At 54.0% G+C, this 20,822-nt stretch carries 15 protein-coding genes, 1 tRNA gene, 1 other RNA gene and 4 pseudogenes; 5 read left to right on the top strand and 16 right to left on the bottom strand.

Translation table 11 applies throughout. The features are described from left to right. Nucleotides 1-113: 113 nt before the first annotated feature. From thrB to argS, 4 genes are all read right to left on the bottom strand, one after another. A complete protein-coding gene (gene thrB / locus JR346_RS03960; RefSeq protein WP_205483854.1) occupies nt 114-1,106 on the bottom strand; it encodes a homoserine kinase in 993 nt (330 codons plus the stop codon). A 62-nt stretch (nt 1,107-1,168) separates the two neighbouring features. After that, the gene (locus JR346_RS03955) at nt 1,169-2,467 is read right to left on the bottom strand and encodes a homoserine dehydrogenase (RefSeq protein WP_204876901.1); all 1,299 of its coding nucleotides are present in this window, start codon (nt 2,465-2,467) and stop codon (nt 1,169-1,171) included. Between the two features lie 145 nt (nt 2,468-2,612). Then, nucleotides 2,613-4,097 (bottom strand): diaminopimelate decarboxylase, encoded by a 1,485-nt coding sequence (locus tag JR346_RS03950; RefSeq protein ID WP_205483424.1) that lies wholly within the window; start codon nt 4,095-4,097, stop codon nt 2,613-2,615. Next, complete coding sequence (argS, locus tag JR346_RS03945; protein WP_205483422.1) at nt 4,098-5,759, bottom strand: arginine--tRNA ligase; 1,662 nt, start codon at nt 5,757-5,759, stop codon at nt 4,098-4,100. A gap of 231 nt (nt 5,760-5,990) precedes the next feature. On the opposite strand from argS, the gene JR346_RS03940 reads away from it, so the two are divergent. From JR346_RS03940 to JR346_RS10610, 3 genes and pseudogenes are all read left to right on the top strand, one after another. Beyond that, a tRNA-Arg gene (locus JR346_RS03940) sits at nt 5,991-6,063 on the top strand. A 185-nt stretch (nt 6,064-6,248) separates the two neighbouring features. Then, the gene (locus JR346_RS03935; RefSeq protein WP_205483420.1) at nt 6,249-7,130 is read left to right on the top strand and encodes an alpha/beta hydrolase; all 882 of its coding nucleotides are present in this window, start codon (nt 6,249-6,251) and stop codon (nt 7,128-7,130) included. Nucleotides 7,131-7,258: 128 nt separating this feature from the next. After that, a pseudogene (locus JR346_RS10610) lies at nt 7,259-7,375 on the top strand (helix-turn-helix domain-containing protein); the annotation flags it as partial. 73 nt (nt 7,376-7,448) lie between these two features. On the opposite strand, the gene ssrA reads toward JR346_RS10610, so the two are convergent. The 10 genes and pseudogenes from ssrA to JR346_RS03880 form a co-directional block, all read right to left on the bottom strand. Next, nucleotides 7,449-7,821, bottom strand: a transfer-messenger RNA (tmRNA) gene (ssrA, locus tag JR346_RS03925). 161 nt (nt 7,822-7,982) lie between these two features. After that, entirely contained in the window at nt 7,983-8,675 is a 693-nt protein-coding gene (locus tag JR346_RS03920) for a hypothetical protein (protein ID WP_205483416.1), read from the bottom strand. A 26-nt stretch (nt 8,676-8,701) separates the two neighbouring features. Next, nucleotides 8,702-9,196 carry an SsrA-binding protein SmpB gene (gene smpB / locus JR346_RS03915; RefSeq protein WP_204876949.1) on the bottom strand — a complete coding sequence of 165 codons (495 nt, stop codon included), beginning with the start codon at nt 9,194-9,196 and terminating at the stop codon, nt 8,702-8,704. Nucleotides 9,197-9,213: 17 nt separating this feature from the next. Further along, the gene (prfB, locus tag JR346_RS03910; protein ID WP_205483414.1) at nt 9,214-10,335 is read right to left on the bottom strand and encodes a peptide chain release factor 2; all 1,122 of its coding nucleotides are present in this window, start codon (nt 10,333-10,335) and stop codon (nt 9,214-9,216) included. Between the two features lie 136 nt (nt 10,336-10,471). Further along, entirely contained in the window at nt 10,472-11,008 is a 537-nt protein-coding gene (locus tag JR346_RS03905; RefSeq protein ID WP_205483412.1) for a pilus assembly protein TadG-related protein, read from the bottom strand. After that, nucleotides 11,005-11,532, bottom strand: a complete 528-nt coding sequence (locus JR346_RS03900) for a hypothetical protein (RefSeq protein ID WP_204876955.1) — start codon at nt 11,530-11,532, stop codon at nt 11,005-11,007. The genes JR346_RS03905 and JR346_RS03900 overlap by 4 nt, the downstream gene beginning before the upstream one ends. After that, the gene (locus JR346_RS03895) at nt 11,510-11,902 is read right to left on the bottom strand and encodes a TadE family protein (protein ID WP_205483410.1); all 393 of its coding nucleotides are present in this window, start codon (nt 11,900-11,902) and stop codon (nt 11,510-11,512) included. The genes JR346_RS03900 and JR346_RS03895 overlap by 23 nt, the downstream gene beginning before the upstream one ends. A 4-nt stretch (nt 11,903-11,906) precedes the next feature. Further along, on the bottom strand, nt 11,907-12,110 hold the full coding sequence (locus tag JR346_RS03890; RefSeq protein ID WP_204876959.1) for a hypothetical protein: 204 nt from the start codon (nt 12,108-12,110) through the stop codon (nt 11,907-11,909). A gap of 26 nt (nt 12,111-12,136) precedes the next feature. Then, a complete protein-coding gene (locus JR346_RS03885; RefSeq protein WP_205483408.1) occupies nt 12,137-13,069 on the bottom strand; it encodes a type II secretion system F family protein in 933 nt (310 codons plus the stop codon). Then, nucleotides 13,066-13,608: pseudogene (locus tag JR346_RS03880) on the bottom strand (type II secretion system F family protein); the annotation flags it as partial. The gene JR346_RS03885 and the pseudogene JR346_RS03880, both read right to left, overlap by 4 nt. Before the next feature lie 647 nt (nt 13,609-14,255). Between JR346_RS03880 and JR346_RS10605 the strand changes: the two are divergent. Then, nucleotides 14,256-14,568 (top strand): annotated as a pseudogene (locus JR346_RS10605) (recombinase family protein). Here JR346_RS10605 and JR346_RS03870 read toward each other — a convergent pair. Beyond that, a pseudogene (locus JR346_RS03870) lies at nt 14,507-14,944 on the bottom strand (CpaF family protein); the annotation flags it as partial. The pseudogenes JR346_RS10605 and JR346_RS03870 overlap by 62 nt on opposite strands. A gap of 338 nt (nt 14,945-15,282) precedes the next feature. After that, nucleotides 15,283-16,272 (bottom strand): GNAT family N-acetyltransferase, encoded by a 990-nt coding sequence (locus tag JR346_RS03865; RefSeq protein WP_205483394.1) that lies wholly within the window; start codon nt 16,270-16,272, stop codon nt 15,283-15,285. A gap of 89 nt (nt 16,273-16,361) precedes the next feature. On the opposite strand from JR346_RS03865, the gene hrpA reads away from it, so the two are divergent. Further along, nucleotides 16,362-20,723: an ATP-dependent RNA helicase HrpA gene (gene hrpA, locus JR346_RS03860; RefSeq protein ID WP_205483392.1), complete on the top strand. Its 4,362-nt coding sequence runs from the start codon at nt 16,362-16,364 to the stop codon at nt 20,721-20,723. Nucleotides 20,724-20,822: the final 99 nt, after the last annotated feature.

Genomic DNA, 20,822 nt, shown 5'->3' with positions numbered 1-20,822 from the left:
GTACACTGAGAACCGCACGCATAAACTTATAAGTGATATCAGATGCCCTCAAGAGTGAGCGCCTGTCTCAAGCACATCAAGCCGGTCGCGTCTTGAGTCAAGAAACCAGCGGCTTACTGTGCTCTAGTAACTATAACACCTTGCGTATCAATTTCCACCGGCAGCACACGCCAGGTGAGACGGCGATCATGGTAGACCGAGGCAGGGGCGGTTGCCGCGAAATTCTCAATAGTCGCTATAACGGACGCGCGTTCTTCCTCGCCGCGGGCAAACACCATGACTGTGGGACCAGCACCTGAAATAACAGCCGGGTAGCCGTGACCGCGCAGAACCGCCACCAGCGCCGCGCTAGGCTTCATAGCGGTAGCTCGGTAGGACTGGTGCAGCAAATCCTTGGTTGCCGCCACCATAAACTCCGGTGAGCTGCTCAAAGCCTGGGTCAGCAGTGCCGCGCGTCCTGAATTCGCGGCAGCATCGCGGTGCGGTACGGTTTCGGGAATCAGACCACGAGCAACCTTGGTAGGCACCTCGTAATCGGGAACGGCAACCACGGGTTTGATTCTCTCATGCACGGCAACAGGTAGCGAGTGCCAGCCTTCCTCATCACCGTAAGAAATCACGAGGTTACCGTACAGTGAGGGCGCCACGTTATCAGGGTGCCCTTCCATTCCCGAACAAATCTGTAAAACAGCATCGGCATCAAGCTGAACCTCTTGGGGCAGCAAAGCATTCGCCGCCACCACACCTGCGACAATCGCAGAGGCAGATGACCCCATGCCCCGTGAATGAGGAATCTTGTTCTCAGCTTTCAAGCGCAAGCCGGGCAACTCGAAGAGCCCCACTGCCTTCCAAGCAGTCTGCATTGCCTTGATGACTAGGTGGGTCTCGTCGTGGGGAACCTCGTCTGAGCCCTCACCTGTCAGCTCAAATTCCAGTCCCTGTTCAATGCGGGTTACCGTCAGTTCATCAAAGTACGCTAACGAGACGCCCAGGGAATCATACCCCGGCCCCAGGTTTGCGCTTGAAGCGGGAACACTGACTGTGACGCTAGCACCCACCGGAATGATATCCGGGGAATACTGAGCCTCATCAGAACCATCAATCATAGGCAGAACAGACACTGAAACTTCACCTTTATCTATCAAAAACTATCGCGCGGACTATGCCGCTACTCGCCCTCAACACGAATGACGCTGGTAATCTTACGCACGGTGCCCAGCGCATCTACCACAGCCATACACTTGGTGAGATTCTCGTTGGTCGCGCGGTGCGTAATGATACGAATGGTCGCCATTTTATTATCAGCGCTACCGCCGGTACGGGTCTGACGGATGGTCTGAATCGAGACAGAGTGTTCTGAGAAAATGCGGGTAATATCAGCCAGTACACCCAGCTTGTCATCAACCTGCAGACCAACGGAGAAACGCGAAACAACATTAGACAGGCTAGTTGCTACAAGGGACGCGTGGGAAGACTCAGGAATACCGGGACCGCCCAAGACCATGCGGCGGGCAATCGATACGAAGTCACCCAGTACAGCGGACGCCGTAGGTGCCCCACCTGCACCGGGACCGTAGAACATAAGCTCACCCGCGTTATCAGCCTGCACAAAAACGGCGTTGTAAGCATCGTGAACCGATGCCAGCGGATGCTCGCGGGGAATCAACATGGGATTCACTCGAATGTTAACGCCCTCACCGTCACGTTCGCACACTGCCAGCAATTTGATGACAAAACCATCATCAGCTGCCGCTTTAACGTCTTCGGCGCTGATAGAAGTAATACCTTCGATGTGAACATCGTCGATAGTGAATTCTGAGTGGAAGGCAAGGGAAGCAACAATAGCTGCCTTGGACGCTGCGTCGTGACCCTCAACATCAGCGGTGGGGTCAGCTTCAGCGTAGCCAAGACGCTGCGCCTCAGCCAGCGCGTCCGAGAACTGAGCGCCGGTGGTGTCCATCTGATCGAGAATGTAGTTGGTGGTGCCGTTCATAATGCCCAAGACGCGGGTTACATGATCGCCTGCCAACGAATCGCGCAAGGGGCGAATAATCGGAATAGCACCGGCAACTGCTGCCTCGTAAGATAGCTGGGCACCGGTTTTATTAGCAGCTGCTTGCAGCTCCATACCGTGCTTAGCCAGCAACGCTTTATTACCGGAAACCACCGACTTACCGGCATTGAGGGCACGAAGAATACGAGTGCGCGCCGGTTCAATACCACCGGTCAGCTCAATCACCACATCGGCGGCGTCAATCAAAGCGTCCGCATTGGTTGTGAGCAAAGAAGAATCAATATCAACCTGGCGAGGGGCCGCAGTATCGCGCACAGCAATACCAATAAGCTCCACACCGGTACCAATACGCTGAGACAGCACCGAAGCGTCATCCATCAACATACGCGCAACCTGCGCACCGACGTTACCTGCGCCCAAGAGGGCTACTTTGATGGGCTGGGGGTCACTCATAAATAAAACTCCGAAAAATCAGCTAATAACTCGTTGATGGACGATGTACTGATAACTCTAGCGGGTGAACCTTTTAGATGGCTCCCCCACTAGAGTTTGTGCTGCACTGTTACCGTATTACGGGCGCAGTACGCAGATGATGGTTCTAAACAATACCCATATCGCGCGCCAACATATCTTCTTCTGTCTCGCGGCGAACGATTTCGCGCGGAGCGTGCTGGGCACTGGTTGCTACCACACCGGGTTTGGTGAGGTAATTGTAGTTTGAACTCAGCGCGAAGCAGTAAGCACCGGTAGCGGGTACTGCCAAGATGTCTCCTGCCCTCAGGTCTTCTGGCAGGTAAACGTAACGCACCACGATATCGCCTGATTCGCAGTGCTTACCCACCACGCGTGAGAGCACCTGGCTACCGCGCGGGGCACGGTTGGCAAGGGTTGCAGTGTAGTCAGATTCGTAGAGAACCGGACGCGCATTATCGCTCATACCACCATCGACCGAAACATAGCGACGCACTCGAGTGTCACCGTTTTCATCCTCGATAGAGACGTTCTTGATAGTGCCAACCGTGTAAAGCGTAATACCCGAAGGACCAGCGATAGAACGCCCCGGTTCAAAGGAGAGGTGCGGAATCTTCATGCCCAAACGGGTGCAAGTATCAGCCACCATCTGCGCCAAAGACTGAGCTATTTCGGCAGCACCGCGCGGATGATCCGCCTCAGTGTAACCAATACCGTAGCCACCGCCAAGGTCAATCTCGGGCATAGTAATACTAAAGCGTTGGTTCATCTCGTGCATGAAGTCCAGCACCTTTTCAGCTGCTTTGCCAAAGCCGTCAGCCTCAAAAATCTGAGAACCAATGTGGCAGTGCAGACCGCGCAAATCAAGGGAAGGTTCACGGTGAGCTATCGCCACAGAAATCGCCGCGTAGCAATCATTGGCATCAAGACCAAGTTCCAGCAGGTCTTCCAGCGCCAGACCAGAGAGACCGCTCGTACCTTCTACCAGGGACTGACCGAACTTCTGGTCTTCGTGGGCGGTAGCAATAAAGTCGTGAGTGGACGCGTGTACACCGGGAGTCACCCGAAGCATCACAGGGGCTACAACCCCCATCTCAGCGGCAACCTGAGCGATCAGCTGCACCTCAGGAACAGAGTCAGCAACAATACGACCCACCTTGTTCTCCAAAGCGCGGCGAATCTCAGCCACGGACTTGTTGTTGCCGTGCAAAGCAATGCGCTCCCCCGGGACCTGCGCACACAAGGCAATACCCAACTCACCACCTGAAGCTGTATCAAGGTTCAGCCCCTCTTCTTTTGCCCACGCAGCAACAGCAGTGGTCAAAAAAGCCTTACCTGCGTAGTAGACCGAAACCTCCGCACCAAAGGGAGCAAACGCGCCCTCAAAGGCAGCGCGGAACTCGCGAGCACGTGCTCTGAAGGTATCTTCAGAAAAAACGTACTCGGGAGTACCGAACTCCTGCACCAGCTGGCTGACTTTTACGCCATCGACGGTAAGCTCACCGCTATCGTCACGAGCAAAAGAGGAAGTCCAGATACGGCGATCCAGTGCCTCGGGATACTCCGGGTACGTCAGCCACTCAGGCTTGTACAAAGCTGCCTCAGCACCCATTTACATCTTCTCCGGCGCAGTAACACCCAACAGACCCAAACCATTAGCAAGAACCTGACGAGCAGCATCGTTGAGCCACAAACGGGTGCGGTGCAGGTCAGTAATTTCTTCATCTCCCTGAGGTGCAACACGAGAAGCACCGTACCAGCGGTGGTAAGCACCCGCCAAGGTCTCCAAGTAGCGGGCAACGCGGTGCGGCTCGCGGAAGTTCGCTGCCTCTTTGACGGTCGCCGGGAACTGCCCCAAAGCTGCCAACAATGCTGAATCGGCGTTGGAGTCAAGCAAGGACGCATCGAAAGAGCTACGCTCAACACCGGCGGCAGCAGCGTTACGCGCCACAGCACAGGTACGAGCATGCGCGTACTGCACATAGAAAACAGGGTTTTCATTTGACTGCTTGGTGAGCAAATCAAGGTCAATATCAATGTTTGAATCTACCGAGTAACGGGTCAGGGAGTAACGCGCGGCGTCCACGCCCACAATCTCTACCAGGTCTTCTAAAGTAACGACAGTACCGGCACGCTTTGACATACGAATGGGCTTGCCGTCCTTGACAAGGTTCACCATCTGACCGATCATGACCTCCACCATATCAGGGTCATCACCCAAAGCCGCAGCAGCAGCTTTCAAACGTGCCACATAACCGTGGTGGTCAGCGCCCAGCATGTAAATTGCCAGATCAGCGGGGTTCTCTGCGCGCTTCGTCTTGTCTTGGAAGTACGCAATATCGCCGGCGATGTAGGCGGCATTACCGTCAGATTTAATAACAACACGGTCCTTATCGTCACCAAAATCGGTAGATTTCAGCCACCATGCGCCGTCCTTCAGGTAAAGGTTCTCAGACTCTTTGAGCTTCTCCAGAAGCTCATCAACCTTACCGTTCTCGAACAGGGAATTCTCATGGAAGTAAACATCGAAATCCACACCGAATTCGTGCAGCGATTTTTTAATATCCTCAAACATAAACTCAACACCTGCGGCGCGGAAGCCCTCCTGCGGATCCTCAGATTCAAGGACGCCGGGGTTAGCGTCCATCACACGATCAGCGATATCGGTGATGTACTCGCCACCATAGCCGTCTTCAGGGGCTGCCTCATTCTTCGCGCGTGCCAGCAGGGAACGAGCAAAACGGTCAATCTGGTTACCGTGGTCATTGAAGTAGTATTCACGCACAATCTTGGCACCGGATGCTTCAAGAATACGCGCCATTGAATCGCCCACCGCAGCCCAGCGGGTACCGCCCAAATGAATGGGGCCGGTCGGATTAGCAGACACAAATTCAAGGTTAATGGTTTTACCGGAAAGCTCATCATTGGTACCAAAGCTCTGCCCCGCCTCGACAACGGTCTTCGCCAGTTCACCGGCAGCAGCAGCATCCAACACAATATTCAAAAAGCCAGGGCCCGCAATATCAACACCAGCCACACCGGCAATCTGTTCAATACGAGCAGCAAGCAAAGTCGCAACCTCGCGCGGGTTTTTGCCCACCTTCTTAGAAAGCTGCAAAGCGACGTTGGTCGCCCAGTCACCGTGGTCGCGGTTCTTCGGGCGTTCAACCTTCACAGCAGGCAGTTCAGTGCCGTCCACCAGGGTCAGTTCACCCTGGGTAATAGCCTCATTAAGGCTGTTTTCAATAGCAAGTGATAATTCTTCGGGAGTCATGCACACCAGTCTACCCAACCCCCGCCAGCGCACACAGCCAGCGCTTAGTCAATGAGACGAAAAAGTGATAGGATGACGGGTATTGTTTGGGGTTTTCCAAGCAAGATGCCCCCGTAGCTCAGCTACGCGTTGATTTTCCGAGCGAGCGAGGAAACAAAAATCAAGGCGTAGAACACAGTGAAAGCTGTGACATCCACTGAAGCTACGGTAGTTGATACAAAAACTAAATAAGCCCCCGTAGCTCAGTGGATAGAGCACAGGTTTCCGGTACCTGGTGTCGAAGGTTCGATTCCTTTCGGGGGTACAAACATTCCCAGTGCAGAAATTTCTGCGCTGGGATTTTTATTTCCAAGTGAGGAAACAAATTTTTGCAGGCAGAAGCAGTTTGCATTGAACCGGTAGCTGCCCGCACCTCAGCGATTTGTGTCGGATGGAGGGGTAGGCTATACCCTATAAAACTTCTTGCCGTTTCAATGACAAAAGGCTTTTATGGCAACTGCTACTCACTCAGGGTTTTATACCGATCATCAAGATACTTCACGTTCCTATGATTTCTACCCGCCGCTTTCTGTTCCTGTTTCTTCGCCCGCTCCTCTGCTGATTTATATTCACGGCGGTGCTTGGCGTTTTGGCGATAAGGAAGTTGCCCGGTTCTCGCCCTCCGGCGTTCATAAACTACGCATCGAGTTCACTCAGGCTGGGTTTGCGGTAGCTTCCATCAATTACAGGCTCTCGCACGAGGCGAAGTTTCCCGCGCAGCTACACGATGTTAAAGCAGCCGTGCGGTTCTTCAGAACTAATGCTGAGCACTTCAATATTGATCCTGCACATATTTTTGCCGCCGGTGGCTCCGCTGGGGGGCACCTCACCACGTTGCTAGCGGGTACTGCTAATCACTTAGATAAGTACCTTGAAGGCGAGAAAGCCGAGGACGCGCCCTCTTCTGCTATTACCGCAGGTCTCAGTATTTACGGGGTCAGCGACTTACGCACTATTTTTAACGACCGCGTTGCGTTAGGTATGCCCTATGACCACCCCGAAGATGACGGTGCTGAATGGCGTCTACTGGGCAGCACCTACCCTGCCCCCACCGGAACTGCGGCTGAAAAAGCGTGGGCGAGCGCGCATCCACTTGATTATGCCCAAACTGCCACCACCGGGTATGCCCCGCTCTATTTGATTCATGGAACCGGAGATACCTGCGTGCCGTGGAATCAGTCCTCGAAAATACACAGTGTCTTGCAGCGCCGCGGTATTGATACGGAGTTAGTGCTTGTTGACGGTGCTGAACACGGCGATTCTGCTATTTACGCCGATGCCCACCGCCTTGAGCAGGCGGTGGCGTGGGCGCAGAAACATATCGAAAAGTAAAGAAATCATAAAAGACTACCGGAAGCACGGTGGATTCCGGTACTCAGTTGTATTTCTTCATGTACACCCCTGGCATGGTGCTTTCGCAAGCAGAGAGCCTTGATAATGTGTGAGGTTCTCACTTTGAGAGCAACGACAATATCGTTGAAGTGTATGTACGCAAACTACGGCAGAAGATTGACGTGCCCTACGATTCAGAATTACTAACAACAGTGCGGGGTGCCGGCTACCGGTTCTCTCTATAGCCTGCCCGAATCCAAAAATCCAAAAAAGAAAAAGCTCGGGCACTCACTACAGTGAGTGCCCGAGCTTTTCTCATGGTGGAGATGCGGGGAATCGAACCCCGGTCCGATGTGACATCGTCAGGTCTTCTCCGTGCGCAGTTTGCGTAACGGTACTTTTCGGCTCCAGCATTTGCACAAACACAGATGCTGCCAAACCTATTCGTATAAGTGTTCCTCTTACCCCTACGACGAGGGCAAGAAGCAGTGGCCTTTTAAACTGATACTGGGAGCTGAGCTAAAGGCAAGCTCAGGCCAGCAGATTCGCTAGTCGCGCTTAGGCAGCGAGAGCGAAGTCAGTGCGCTTAGATTCTGCACTTATTGTTTTGCAGAGAGCGTTTACGAGATAACTCTGCATCCTCGGCACGCTTCCCCTGTCTCAACCCACATCGTCGAAACCGATCATCCCCATATTCTTTTATCAAAGAACTCGCTTCAAAGTTATCAGCACGTTCACCTAAAAACGCACCGAACTATTAAAGCCTAGAAGTAAAACTATACCCCGCGCGTCCACCTATTTCAAGAGGGTAGACGCACGGGGTAGAGTCACAAGACCGGTTGCGGCTAAAGGTTAGAAATTTTCAGGTACTTCGTGACCGTTCTCGCGAAGGTAGTCTGCCATGCACTGCTCCAAGGCCTGCTGATTGTTAGTGAACTGTTCGCAGTGTTCGGCGGCGTCCATGATTGCACCTAAGTCAACCTGGCTCAGGCCCCACAGCATCAGACCGAAAACAACAGCACCTGCGAGCATAGCCAGGATGCTGGTGACAATGCCGCCGATTGCCACGCCTTTAGAACCACCTGTTCTACCCAGCTTGCGCACAGCGATGATACCGAGAATAAGACCTACGAGTCCCAGCAAACCGCCCAGACCGAGCATGAATGAGGTGAGGATGCCCAAGATGCCCAGCACCAGCGAAGCAATACCCATGCCCTTGCCTTCTGGTGCTACATAGGCTTGGTTGTGACCGTTGTAGTTGTTGAAGTCACCGGTCTGACCGTACTGGTTGGGTGCAGCGTACTGACCGCCGGAGTACTGCTGAGAGTATTCAGGGGTGCCAGAGTAAGCAGGGTACTCAGCCCCAGTGCCCTGCGTGTTGCCAGCAGCACCGGCTACTGGGTTACCGGGCGCCGATGGAGCGTTGTAGCTAGATGATCCGTTGTAGCTACCGGTGCCGGTGGTGTTGTTATCTGCGGGCTGGTTGTTACCGTAGGCACCGTAGGGTGAGTTTGAGGAATTGTTCGGGGTGTTGTCTTGGGACATTGTTCACTCCTTCGTGTTTGTGGGGTTTAACCCAGGTTTTTGTAGCGCATGGCGCGGGCAGCTTCGAGGTTATCTTGACGTTCACGTAGCGCTTGGCGTTTATCGTAGTCGCGTTTACCGGTGGCCAACGCGATTTCAACCTTGGCACGTCCGCTCACAAAGTACAGTTTCAGCGGCACAATCGTATAACCGGTCTCTTTCAGTTTTTGAATGAGCTTGTTGATTTCTTGACGGTGCAACAGCAACTTGCGGCGACGGCGGGCGGCGTGATTCGTCCACGAACCGTGACCGTATTCTGCGATATTGATAGCTTCAAGCCATAGCTCGCCGTTGTACTCCTGCACGAAGCCCTCGGTGATAGATACTCCACCATCACGCAGAGATTTCACCTCGGTACCCATGAGCACTAGTCCAGCTTCATAGGTATCAACAATATTGTACAGATGGCGCGCCTTCTTATTCTGGGCGACAATCCGGTTGTTGGGATCTTTAGGGTCCGCTTTTTTCTTTTTAGTAGCCATTGTTTTCTCTTTAGTCTTTACGCCGTTTCAGTTTCATTACGGGCTGATGCTCGCCAACGAATACCGGCATCGATGAATCCATCGATGGCACCGTCGAACACCGCTGACGGGTTGCCCTCCTCGTAATTGGTTCGTAGGTCTTTGACCATTTGGTAGGGGTTGAGCACGTAGGAACGCATCTGATCGCCCCAGCTCGCTTTCACATCCCCGGCAAGTTCTTTTTTCTTCGCGCCCTCTTCTTCTTGCCGTACCAGCAGCAAGCGGGATTGCAGGACGCGCAGGGCAGCTGCCCTGTTTTGCAGCTGGGATTTTTCGTTCTGCATGGAAACGACGATGCCGGTAGGAATGTGAGTCATACGCACCGCTGAGTCGGTGGTGTTCACTGACTGGCCGCCGGGGCCTGACGAGCGGAAGACATCCACCTTAATTTCAGACTCGGGAATCTCAATGACATCGGTCTGAGCAATCAACGGAATAACCTCAACTGCTGCGAAGGAGGTCATGCGCTTACCCTGAGAGTTGAAAGGGGAAATACGCACCAGGCGGTGGGTTCCTGCTTCAATCGAGAGACGACCAAAAGCGTAGGGTGCCTTGACCTCGAAAGTCGCAGACTTCAACCCCGCTTCTTCAGCGTAGGAGGTGTCGAGCACCTGGGTGGGATAGTTGTTTTTCTCAGCCCAGCGCAGGTACATGCGTAGCAGCATCTCAGCGAAGTCAGCAGCGTCCACACCACCGGCGCCTGAGCGAATGGTGACAACAGCCTCACGCTGGTCGTACTCCCCCGAAAGCAGGGTAACGACTTCGAGCTCCGCTAAGACTGTGCGAATAGCGCCCAACTCGCGCTCGGCCTCGCTCAAGGTATCAGCATCGTCTTCTTCTTCGGCTAACTCCACGAGCGCTTCAAGATCATCGATGCGCTCTTGAAGTTTCACCAGCTTATCGAGTTCGCTCTGAGAGCGAGAGAGCTGCGAGGTAATCTTTTGGGCTTCATCGGGATTATCCCAGAGATCGGGCGCATTGGCAGCCTCTGATAACCGAGAGATAGTAGCCCGAATACCCTCGACGTTGCTGACCTCTTCAATAGATGAATAGGTTGAACGGAGGGTTTTGATTTCTGCGTTAAAGTCGATGGAAGCCATGATTATTAAGCCTAGCTGATAACCAGTGGCTGTGTGCAATGGGCGCTCGCGGGTAACGGTGAAAGATGCGGTCTTGTTACCCTGCACGGCTGTGTGGAGTAAGAGATGGACGATTGGAAGCGGGCTTGCTGTGTTTCTACTGTTGGGCGGTGATGCGGGCTGTTCCGGTGGCGCTGATGGGCACCCCGCCCGGCACAATGATAGAGACAAGTGGTGGGTGAGCTACCGCGCTGAGTTGAACTCTGCCGGTGGTGCCGTCTGCCGTTCCGCTACCCGGTGCGAGAACTAGCTGATCGAATTGGGTGTAGGCACCGCTTTCAATGAGAAAGATACCTGCTTGTTCGTGGATGTGAGCGGAGGTGAGCACGGGCAAGGGCTTATTGGCAAGGTCACCGCTAAGACCGGCAAAGTTTTGCACGGTGGCTGAGGCTGTTCGGTCGGCCAGCGCCTGTAGTTTTTGCCGTTCAAGGTAGACACCGGTAATGCCGGTAACAACCGAGGCAATCAACAAAACGATCAGGCACAGACCAATCAGTAACAGCAAAATGGAGCCTTCATCCCGACTCCCGGTTTCGCCTTTGTGTATTGCACCGCTTTTGCTACGGGTTGTCACGGCAGCAATTCGCCGGGCGGACGCGCTCACCCAATCCCAGCGCGAAGGGGTAGGTTTCATTGGTATTTCCCTCCCCAGCCCACCGCTGTTGAGCTCAGTTCAGCAAATCCGCCCGGAGCTATCCAGGGAATCAGGGGAACTTGAGCTTCGACAGTGACGGTCACCTGAACAGCCGATGATGCAGAGCAGTCGGCTACGCAGTTGAATACTATGCTCGTAGAATCGGGCGGAATCTTATAGTCAGATGCTGCCATCTGCGCTACCTGGCTGACGTTAGTGGCCGAAAGCTGTTCGCGCGGAGTTGATTGGGCGTACTGCACTGCTGCCGAGCTTGCCGCATTCGCTGCTAAAGCCGCTGATTGCACGCTAAAGACAGCCAGTAAGAAGTAGACCGTGGGCAACAAAAGCATCAGCCCCAGCACAATAAACTCAATCATGGCGTTACCGCTCTCAGCTGTTTGAGCCGTAGATTCCTGCGGATCTTCAGCCCCGGCATCCTGTGTGCAAGAGCCGCACCTAGCTACCAGGTGGGTCAGACGCGTCCGCCCGACGCTCAACAAATTACTGGCTTTGAATAATGGCATGACCACTCACCGTTATAACGTCCGAAATACCAAAGGAGCCGATAATCGGCAGAGGCGTACGTGCCGTTACTTTGAGCATACGAACACCATCGACAGCTGTCTCCTCAAAAAAGACATCAGAAGCGTAATCATCAGGCAGAGTCTGCTGAATGAGCTCCTGCGCGCGAACAGCCCCTTCACCGTGAGAACGATCCAACAGCGTTCCATAGCGAGCGCCAGAGGACACCGCGTCCTGCAACATATTGCGGGTGTGCAAGATAAAAGCCAGCTGCAGAACACCCGCAAACAGCAGAATCACGAGTGACACCACCATCACGAATTCAGCGGTGGCGTTCCCCCGCTCATATGACTCCCAGATGTTCTGCCGCATGGGCTTAGCCGCTAATCTTGCTCATAGCGTTTTGGAACATATTAACCAGCGCGTCTTGGGCTACTACCAGGAGGGCGGCAACGAGTATAGCTGTCATCATCGTAATCATGACCCAGCCCGGAACATCGCCGCGTTCGGAGTCGTCTGAGGGGCTCACTCGCAGCTGCAAAGCAGTGAGCAGGGTCTGAATCATCATCAAGAACTTCATGGTTCTTATTCCTTTCGTTAGGTTTTTCAAAAGTCGAGTTGGAGAAGGGATATACCGGGGAATACCGCGAAAATCACGGTCAGTGGCAAAATGAAGAACACCACGGGAACCATCATGGCGATCTCTTTCTTGCCGGCTGTTTCCATGAGCTCGCGCTTGGCTACATCCCTCACATCTTGGGCTTGGGCTCGCAGAACATCAGAGAGTGGAGTACCGCGCTCAACGGCCACTACAATGCCATCTACGAATCGGGAAAGTGCAGTGACTGAGGTGCGTTGAGAAAAATCTTGCAGGGCGGGCACCAGCCCATCGCCGGAACGAGTTTGCGCGAGAATCTTCTTGAATTCGGTGGAAAGCTCACCGTTCGATACCCGGCAGACGCGTTCGAGAGCGTTGACCGCTGACTCTCCGGCGGTCACGGATAGCGCCATGAGCTCAGCCAACGCGGGGAACTCCGCAAGCATCTGTTTTTCCCTGCGCTGAATACTCTGGCTCAACCACCAATCCCGCCCGATGAAACCAGCGATACCACAGGCAATTGAAAGGGCTGCACCAGCTACCAGTGAGGTTCGCCCCTGATAGGCTGCAATGCTCACGAGAAAGATGCTAAAAGCGAAGGACGCCAGCGCCCACACAATCTGTTCGGCACGAAAATCAGCAACAGTTTTGCCCTCATGAGCCTGTTCGAGGCGTCTCTCAAGAGCAGCGCCACTAGCTGTACCCAGTGAAAAACGGTTGAGCGCGTCCGTCACAAAAGGCAGCGCCAGTTGGTAAAGACCACCCCAAATTCCCTGTTTATTGAAGGTTGTTTCTTCAAGCAGAGTCGATTTCAGTTCTGAGCTACGCATATAGGGGGCAATGCGTTCGGAAAAATCAATAGAACGGGCGGCTTTGGCGCTGAGGAACACCAGCCAGATACCCGCAGCCAGGGTACACCCGATAACAATTAACCAGTTCATGCCAGCACCCTCTTTTCGCGGGGCAGGGCACCGAGTTTCAGCATCAAGATGTAAGCGATACCGGTAATTACCAGGCCACCGACCATCACCATGAGCCCAGCAAAAGAGTTGTACACCTGCACGGTTCCGGGCTGGGTAGCCATTAGGCACAGAATCAGCCAGGGAGCAAGAGAAGCAAGACGTGCCGCGTTGACCGTCCACGACTGGCGGGCTTCAAGTTCCGCGCGGGTTCGGGCGCTCTCGCGCAAAAACTCGCTCAAGGTGCCCAGCAACCGCCCGAGATCGGTGCCACCCACCTCACGGGTAACTTTGAGAGCCTCAATGATGTTGTCAGCGGTGGGGTCAGCTAGACGTTCTTTAAGCCTATTGAGCGAGGGCACGAATTCACCGCTGGCACGGTAGTCGCGGGCGAAAGTTTCAAAGGCAGGACGTAGCACTTCAGGCCCGCGATACTGCAACTGCATGAGAGCCTCAGGGAGCGAAAGACCGGCGCGGATAGCTGATCGCAGGTGGTCAACCACATCAGGCCAGAGTTCCCTTCCACTAAGCAAGTGCTACTCAAAGTAGCAGTTTCTTGATGTTTTTTACCGCTCGTGTCTTGCCATGTGCGTCAAAAACGTAAACCTTGCCGGTTATGACGCATAATCATTTTGACGCAATGTTTTGATACATCTCTCAGGGAGTTGAAGGTCTTCTTGCGTACTGCTCGGTGAGTGCGTCAAAAACGTTGGTTTATCAATCACATAGAAAGAAGTGGTATGTCTCTGTCTCGTCATCGGTGTCTAGCTCCCCTGGTCGCTATCATCTGTGTTGTTTTTCTTTTTGTCTATTTGTCCTATCTCACCTTTCGGGGGGAACATGAGAAAGGAGCTTTATCCATATTTTTTTGCTGTACTTCGTACCTACCGGAGCTATTTTGTTCTTTAGCATTCGCCTCTTCCGCTTCCTCAAAGCAGAACCATCGCAATTTAAAGCGCGTTTAAAGACCCAGCTAACCGCAATTAAGTCAGGTTTCGCAGTGACTCTGGCTTTTATCGCCTCTATCCCCCTATTCAGCATGGAAGACAAGCAATCAAACACAATTATGAGCGATACTTTTCTGTTTTCAATCATGGCGTGCGTGATCCTAGCATTTCCGTTTTTCTACTCAACCCATCTGCTGAACCTTCTAGAAGAGGAATAAGGTGTGAAGATTGGATACGCGCGAGTTTCAACGCAATATCAACAGGACTCGCTAAATGCTCAGCAACAAGTCCTTAAAAGTTATGGTTGTGGAAAAATCTATACAGACCAGCTATCAGGTGCTAAATCAAGTCGCCCCGGCCTAGCAGCTGCCTTGGAGTACGCGCGAGAAAAAAGACTCAATTGTAGTTACTCGTCTCGATAGGCTTGGCCGATCAACTGTCGATATTCTCCGCACCGTACAAGACTTGGATAATCGGGTAATGCAGCATCTACGAAGGGGCTGGAGAGATCTAGGCGGCGACCCGAGCTTTTGAGCATGCGTTCTACAAGGTAGCGCACCTGGTCATCGGTGAGACTCAAGCCCGTTAGCTCAGATTCACCGGCGCGGGCGATGAAAACTTCGTGGGGTGAGTTAATCCAGATTTCCTCTACCGTGGGGTCATCCAGGTAGGGCTGTAGTTCGCCAAAGCCGCAGATAGCGTCGGTTAGCCAGCGTTCCGCAGCGGCAAAGTCATCGATAAAAGGCAGTGAACCTGTCATCATGCGCTTCTCGTAGTCAGCCAGTGCAGACTGGATTAGCCGTTTGGTTTGCTCAAAATCAGTCAGCGGGTCAATGCCGCTGCGCCGCACCAGTTCACGCACTTCATTTTCGACGAGGCGGTAGCCCTGGCGGTTGTCAGTGGTCGCTATAGCCAAGGCTACCCTTCCTCCAGTGGTTCATGTGGTTCAGTTCGTGGTTGCATACCAAGCTGGGTTCTAAGCAACTTGGCTTCCATGAATCTAGCGAAAGCGCTGGGTGTATTCAATCGGGTTTCTACCAACCTGTGGATAACTCCTCAGCACCATATTTCCTAACCAGTAACATACGTTCTATTACCCGCGGGTAACGATGTGCTGACCTAGGGGTACGCGTTGGTAACTTAGCTTCTACACAGAATGGGGGACACACGTCCGTACTCTGGCGAAAGCACGTAACAATCTGTCACAAAATGGTGCAAGAAGGTGTCCTAGTACCCAGCACGAAGGCTCTAGCAGCTGCCCACAATCTCAACTTCGAACCCTTCTTCATTCTCAAGATAGAGGGCACAATGCTCCTGCCCGCCAGCGTAAGGGTACGTCTCGGCAAAGAGCTCAGACCATCCCCGGCGCGTTAGATACGAGCAGATATCGTCCAGCCCACGGGAGGTGGTAAAAGCTAGATGATTCATCCCTGCATGCGTGCGCTGATGGCTACCGCTGACGTCAGGTGACTGCTCAATCACGACGTAAGTATTCGCCGTTGGTTCTGTGAAGGATATTCCGTTCTGCCATGTCGATTCTTGTTGCCAACCGAGAGCTGCAAAGAGGGCCTCCCACGCGGGCAGATTCTTCGCGAAATCGCTTGTCCATAGTTCAATGTGGTGAATCGACGAAGCTGACTGCGCACCGTCTACTCCATCGCTTGCCAGCCTGCCCGCCACCATAACATCTACCGGTTCACCGTCCACCACGAATTTTTCGCGCTCGCATCCTTCACCCCTAAAACCGGCAAAGACGGCAATAGCACCCGATGCCGGGTTATTGGTGCGGCACCCCAGTTCAAGACGGCGAAGGCGGGGGCTGGGTGCAGCAAGTAGCTCGCTGACTTCTAGGGTGTATTCACCCAGTTCTAAGGACGCGTGCGTCTGCGCGTGAGGGTAGGCAAGAGCCCAATCCGTCACGGCTTTGACCAGGTGTTTCATAACGCCTAAGCCGCGCAAGGTGCCACCGTTCCAGTAGTAAACCCAGCCGCGATCATACGAGTCACCGCAGAGCCCCTCAAAGCTAATGCCCACCAACCCCACCGGGTTACCCGCGTGCTCCACGCACCAGACACTACGATTTTTAGCCGGTATAAAGTTCTCTTCAATCAGCACCCTGGCATCACCCTCACCGGTCAGAGACCTCATCTGCCGGTGGAGATCGCTATGTTCCCGGTAGAGCCTGAAAAGCTCACCGGCATCCTCAAGCCGCCACGGTCTCAGATAAAAAACGGTCATGAGAGAAACTCCTTGTAAGGTGCCACAGCACGGCTCTTCTTACGAATATTGTTTTTCAGTCTTGCACACCCACTAAACTAGTAACCAGTATGTCTACTTCATCTTCTCAGCCTTCTTTTGCCGCTATGGCTCAGGCTATGCACGCAGCGTCCACCCGCACGCCCGAAAAAACCGAAGTGTCCCAGCAGGCGGAGGCAGGCGCGTCCGCTCAGGGTTCACCGCGGGGCAACCGCAATAAGAAACGCTCCCAGCGCGGTAAAGGCTCAGCACCACGTCGCAACCAGCAGAACAACAACCGCTCAGGCAGTAAACGCCAGTTCACTCCCCCGGTGGTTACCCTCGATGTGGCAGCCATCAGCTACCCCGAATCGCTGCCCGTCTCAGCACGCCGCAACGACATCATGGCGGCAATTCGTGACCATCAGGTAGTGATTATTGCTGGCGAAACCGGCTCGGGTAAAACCACCCAGATTCCCAAAATGTGCCTGCAACTCGGTCTTGCCGAAACAGGTCTCATCGGCCACACCCAACCCCGCCGTCTAGCCGCCCGCAGCGTTGCCGAACGCATCGCCGAAGAACTGGGCGAGAAGCTGGGGCAGACCGTGGGCTACCAGGTACGTTTTACTTCTGAAGTCTCAGAGAACTCAGCCATCAAACTGATGACCGACGGTATTCTGCTGGCAGAAATCGCCAATGACCGCGAGTTGCGTAAATACTCCACTATCATCATCGATGAGGCACACGAACGCTCACTCAACATTGACTTTATTCTGGGGTACCTCAAGCGTCTGCTGCCCAAGCGCCCCGACCTCAAGGTCATCATCACCTCAGCAACCATTGACCCCGAACGCTTTGCCCGCCACTTCGCGCCGTCCTTTGTGCCCGGTAAAGGAATCGTTGACGAGAGCCTCAGCCCAGAAGAAAAAGAAATCGCCGAGCAGCTGGTGCCCGATGATGCGCCGCCCATCATTGAGGTGTCGGGACGCACTTTCCCCGTAGAAATTCGCTACCGGCCCCTGAACAACCCGTGCACGGGCGACGGTGGTGAAGATGCTGAGGACGCCGGTGATGGTCTTGAAGATGAAGACCGCGACCCCATCGACGGTATTTTAGAGGCCGTCCGCGAGCTATCAGAAGAAGAACCCGGCGACATTCTGATTTTCTTCTCGGGTGAACGCGAAATCCGTGATGCTGAGGACGCTCTGCGTTCTTTGGTTGCTTCATCGCGCCGTTTTGGTAGCTATGAGATTTTGCCCCTTTATGCCCGCCTGTCAATGGCAGAGCAGCACCGGGTATTCCGCCCCTCAGGTAAGCCCCGCATTGTACTGGCAACCAACGTCGCTGAAACCTCCCTGACCGTACCCGGCATTAAGTACGTGATTGATACCGGCACCGCCCGCATTTCACGCTACTCTGCCCGCACCAAGGTTCAGCGTCTACCCATTGAACGCATTTCACAGGCGAGCGCCAACCAGCGTTCTGGTCGAGCGGGACGTACCAGTGACGGTATCGCGATTCGTCTTTATTCTGAAGAGGATTTCGTTTCTCGCCCGGAGTTTACCGATCCCGAGATTCTGCGTACCAATCTAGCTGCGGTTATTTTGCAGATGACGGCTATTGGTGTGGTGCGCTCCCCCGGTGATATTGAGAAGTTCCCCTTCGTGGAGCCGCCCGAAAAACGCGCGATCAATGACGGTGTGAATCTTTTGCGTGAGCTGGGCGCTCTCAAAGACGCCCAGAAGTCAGCGTCCAGGGGCCGCCGCGGCGCGTCTTCCCCTCTCACTGCTGCCGGACGCGCGATGGCGGCTTTACCTGTTGACCCGCGTTTGGCGCGCATGATTGTTGAGGCTAATCAGCGCGGGTGCGCCAAAGAAATGATGGTGCTTGCAGCTGCGTTGACTATTCAGGATCCGCGCGAGCGTCCGTCGGAGAAGCGCGGTGAGGCAGATGCCATGCACAAGCGGTATGCCGATGAAACCTCAGACTTTTTGAGTTTCTTGTTGCTGTGGGGCTTTTTGAATGAGAAGCAGGAGGAGCTTTCCTCCAGCCAGTTGAGAAAGATGTGTCACAGGGAGTTCATTAACTTTCTGAGGGTGCGCGAGTGGCAGGATCTTTTTGCCCAGTTGCGTGAGATGGGTCGTTCGGCTGGCATTTCAGTGTCCAGCGGGCGCGATATTGACCCTGCTGCCCACGAAGAAGCTCTGCATAAATCGCTGTTGGCTGGTTTGCTCTCGCATATCGGTTTGAAAGATGAGCGCAACCCGAATGAGTATTTAGGTGCCCGCGGTACCCGTTTTGCGATATTCCCGGGGTCTGCTCTGTTCAAGAAACGCCCCGATTGGATTGTGTCTGCTGAGTTAGTAGAAACTTCTCGTCTGTGGGCACGTATGAATGCCGATATTAAGCCGGAATGGGTTGAAGAAGTCGGCTCTCACCTGGTTAAACGTCATTATTCTGAGCCACACTGGTCGTCCAAGCTGGGCGCTGTGATGGCGTATGAGAAGGTAACCCTGCACGGGGTGCCGATTATTGCTGATCGTCGCGTGCAGTACTGGCGTATTGACCCGGTGCTTTCGCGTGAGATGTTCATTCGCTCTGCTCTAGTGGAGGGCGATTGGAATACCCGTCATCATTTCTTCAAGCGCAATCAGAAAGCCCTAGCGGCCGTTGAAGAGCTTGAAGCTCGTTTGCGTCGCCGCGATTTGCGGGTGGACGATCAAATCCTCTTTGATTTCTACGACGCACGAGTTCCCGCTGGTGTTGTTTCTGAACGCCACTTTGATAAGTGGTGGAAGGAAGAGCGCACACGCAACGAACACTTGTTAGACTTCAGCCCGGAAAATCTGATTGATGAAGAGGCTGCCGATTACGATGAGTCGGCGTTCCCGCGTACCTGGGTTGCTCAGGGCAGTGGCGGTGAGCTGGTGCTGGATTTACGCTACGAATACGCCCCTGCGGTGGCAGTTGGCGGGGTACGTTCCCACGATGCCCAGACCGATGGTATCGCGGTGCAGGTGCCGGTTCTCTTTCTTAACCAGTTGGAGCCCGCTCCTTTCAAATGGCTGATTCCCGGTCTGCGTGAAGAGCTGGTCACGGCGCTCATTAAGTCTATGCCTAAGCAGCAGCGCAAGAACTTTGTGCCTGCCCCGGACGTAGCGCGCCAAGCGGTTGCCCTGCTCAATGAGGAGTTCTCACCGACTGAGTCATCCCTCGAAGAGGCACTTGCCTTGGTATTGCGCCGTCTGCGCGGGCACGTGGTTGACCCTGATATTTTCGAGTGGGACGCTGTGCCCCCGCATTTGCGTTTCACTTTTCAGGTGCGCAATCCCCAGAACAAGATTCTGGGTGAAGGTAAGGATCTCAAGGAGCTTCAGAGCAGGCTACACACCGAGATTCGCTCGGCATTAGCGGCTTCTTTGGGTGCTTCCCCCGATGCTTTGGCAGCAATGTTGAGTGGTGCCCCCGCTCAACCTGCCCAGGGTAAAGCGACGGGCGGACGCGCGTCCGCCCCCTCACCGAGAATGGATGCTAGCTGCCGTGCAGGCAAAAACCAAGCAGGTTCAGCCCAGAGCGTTGAACGCAGCGGTCTCACCGAGTGGCCAACGCCCGATCTACCGCGCAAAATTGAGCGATCCATCGCAACACAAACGGTGGCAGGCTACCCCGCCCTGGTGGATGAAGGCAGTAGCGTGGGTGTAAGGATTTTCCCCCACGAAACGGAGCAGCTGCGCGCCCAGCGAGCAGGCGTCATTCGCCTCTTACAGTTGCAGGTACCTTCCCCCGTGCGCTATGTCAGCGATCACCTAAACAATAAAGAGAAAATCGTCTTCACGCAGAACCCCCACGGTTCAATCGATCAGCTTATTACTGACTGTACGGTTGCTGCCGTTGATAAGCTCACCCCACACACGCCTATCTTTGAGAAGGCAGAGTTTGAGCAACTGTTCAACGCTGTTCGGGCAGAATTGATTGACACTGTTTTTGAGGTCACCAAGCTCGTTGCTGAAATTCTTTCTGAGGCGGCAACGGTACGTAAGCTCATCAAAAAGTCTTCGTCGATGGCGGTCATTCACGCAATCAGTGACATCAAGGCTCAGTTGGAGCACCTCATCTACCCCGGTTTTGTTGCCAAGACCGGTTACGACCAGTTAGTGCATCTGCCGCGCTACCTCAAAGCTATGCAGATTCGCATTAACAAGCTGGTGGGTGCTCAAATCAACCGGGATAACCAGCTGATGCTGGCAGTGCAAGACCTCGAAGACGCTTACGATACCGCGGTCAAAAAGCTCCCTGCGGGTACTGTTCCCTCACGCGAGATGGAACGTGTGGAGTGGATGATCGAAGAGCTGCGCGTTAGCTTCTTCGCCCAAGACTTGGGCACCGCCTACACCGTTTCTGAAAAGCGCATTGGCAAAGCGCTGCGAGAGGCGGTAGAGGCACTAAATAAGTAGTAGCACTGAACATAGTTAGCGCTGCTCGTTCAGCAAAAACTCCCTAAGAAGCAAGAAGAAGGCGGTCTCTTGTAAGACCGCCTTCTTCCTGTTAATATG

The organism is Rothia sp. ZJ932 (assembly GCF_016924835.1).
Classification (GTDB): domain Bacteria; phylum Actinomycetota; class Actinomycetes; order Actinomycetales; family Micrococcaceae; genus Rothia.
The sequence above is the reverse complement of the archived record's forward strand: the minus strand, read 5'-3'. Positions and strand labels throughout refer to the sequence as shown.

Excerpts from the sequence above, each read along its gene's own strand:
- thrB (WP_205483854.1), bottom strand. The coding sequence starts at position 1,106 with ATGATTGATGGTTCTGATGAGGCTCAGTATTCCCCGGATATCATTCCG.
- JR346_RS03955 (WP_204876901.1), bottom strand. The coding sequence starts at position 2,467 with ATGAGTGACCCCCAGCCCATCAAAGTAGCCCTCTTGGGCGCAGGTAAC.
- JR346_RS03950 (WP_205483424.1), bottom strand. The coding sequence starts at position 4,097 with ATGGGTGCTGAGGCAGCTTTGTACAAGCCTGAGTGGCTGACGTACCCG.
- argS (WP_205483422.1), bottom strand. The coding sequence starts at position 5,759 with ATGACTCCCGAAGAATTATCACTTGCTATTGAAAACAGCCTTAATGAG.
- JR346_RS03935 (WP_205483420.1), top strand. The coding sequence starts at position 6,249 with ATGGCAACTGCTACTCACTCAGGGTTTTATACCGATCATCAAGATACT.
- JR346_RS03920 (WP_205483416.1), bottom strand. The coding sequence starts at position 8,675 with ATGTCCCAAGACAACACCCCGAACAATTCCTCAAACTCACCCTACGGT.
- smpB (WP_204876949.1), bottom strand. The coding sequence starts at position 9,196 with ATGGCTACTAAAAAGAAAAAAGCGGACCCTAAAGATCCCAACAACCGG.
- prfB (WP_205483414.1), bottom strand. The coding sequence starts at position 10,335 with ATGGCTTCCATCGACTTTAACGCAGAAATCAAAACCCTCCGTTCAACC.
- JR346_RS03905 (WP_205483412.1), bottom strand. The coding sequence starts at position 11,008 with ATGAAACCTACCCCTTCGCGCTGGGATTGGGTGAGCGCGTCCGCCCGG.
- JR346_RS03900 (WP_204876955.1), bottom strand. The coding sequence starts at position 11,532 with ATGCCATTATTCAAAGCCAGTAATTTGTTGAGCGTCGGGCGGACGCGT.
- JR346_RS03895 (WP_205483410.1), bottom strand. The coding sequence starts at position 11,902 with ATGCGGCAGAACATCTGGGAGTCATATGAGCGGGGGAACGCCACCGCT.
- JR346_RS03890 (WP_204876959.1), bottom strand. The coding sequence starts at position 12,110 with ATGAAGTTCTTGATGATGATTCAGACCCTGCTCACTGCTTTGCAGCTG.
- JR346_RS03885 (WP_205483408.1), bottom strand. The coding sequence starts at position 13,069 with ATGAACTGGTTAATTGTTATCGGGTGTACCCTGGCTGCGGGTATCTGG.
- JR346_RS03865 (WP_205483394.1), bottom strand. The coding sequence starts at position 16,272 with ATGACCGTTTTTTATCTGAGACCGTGGCGGCTTGAGGATGCCGGTGAG.
- hrpA (WP_205483392.1), top strand. The coding sequence starts at position 16,362 with ATGTCTACTTCATCTTCTCAGCCTTCTTTTGCCGCTATGGCTCAGGCT.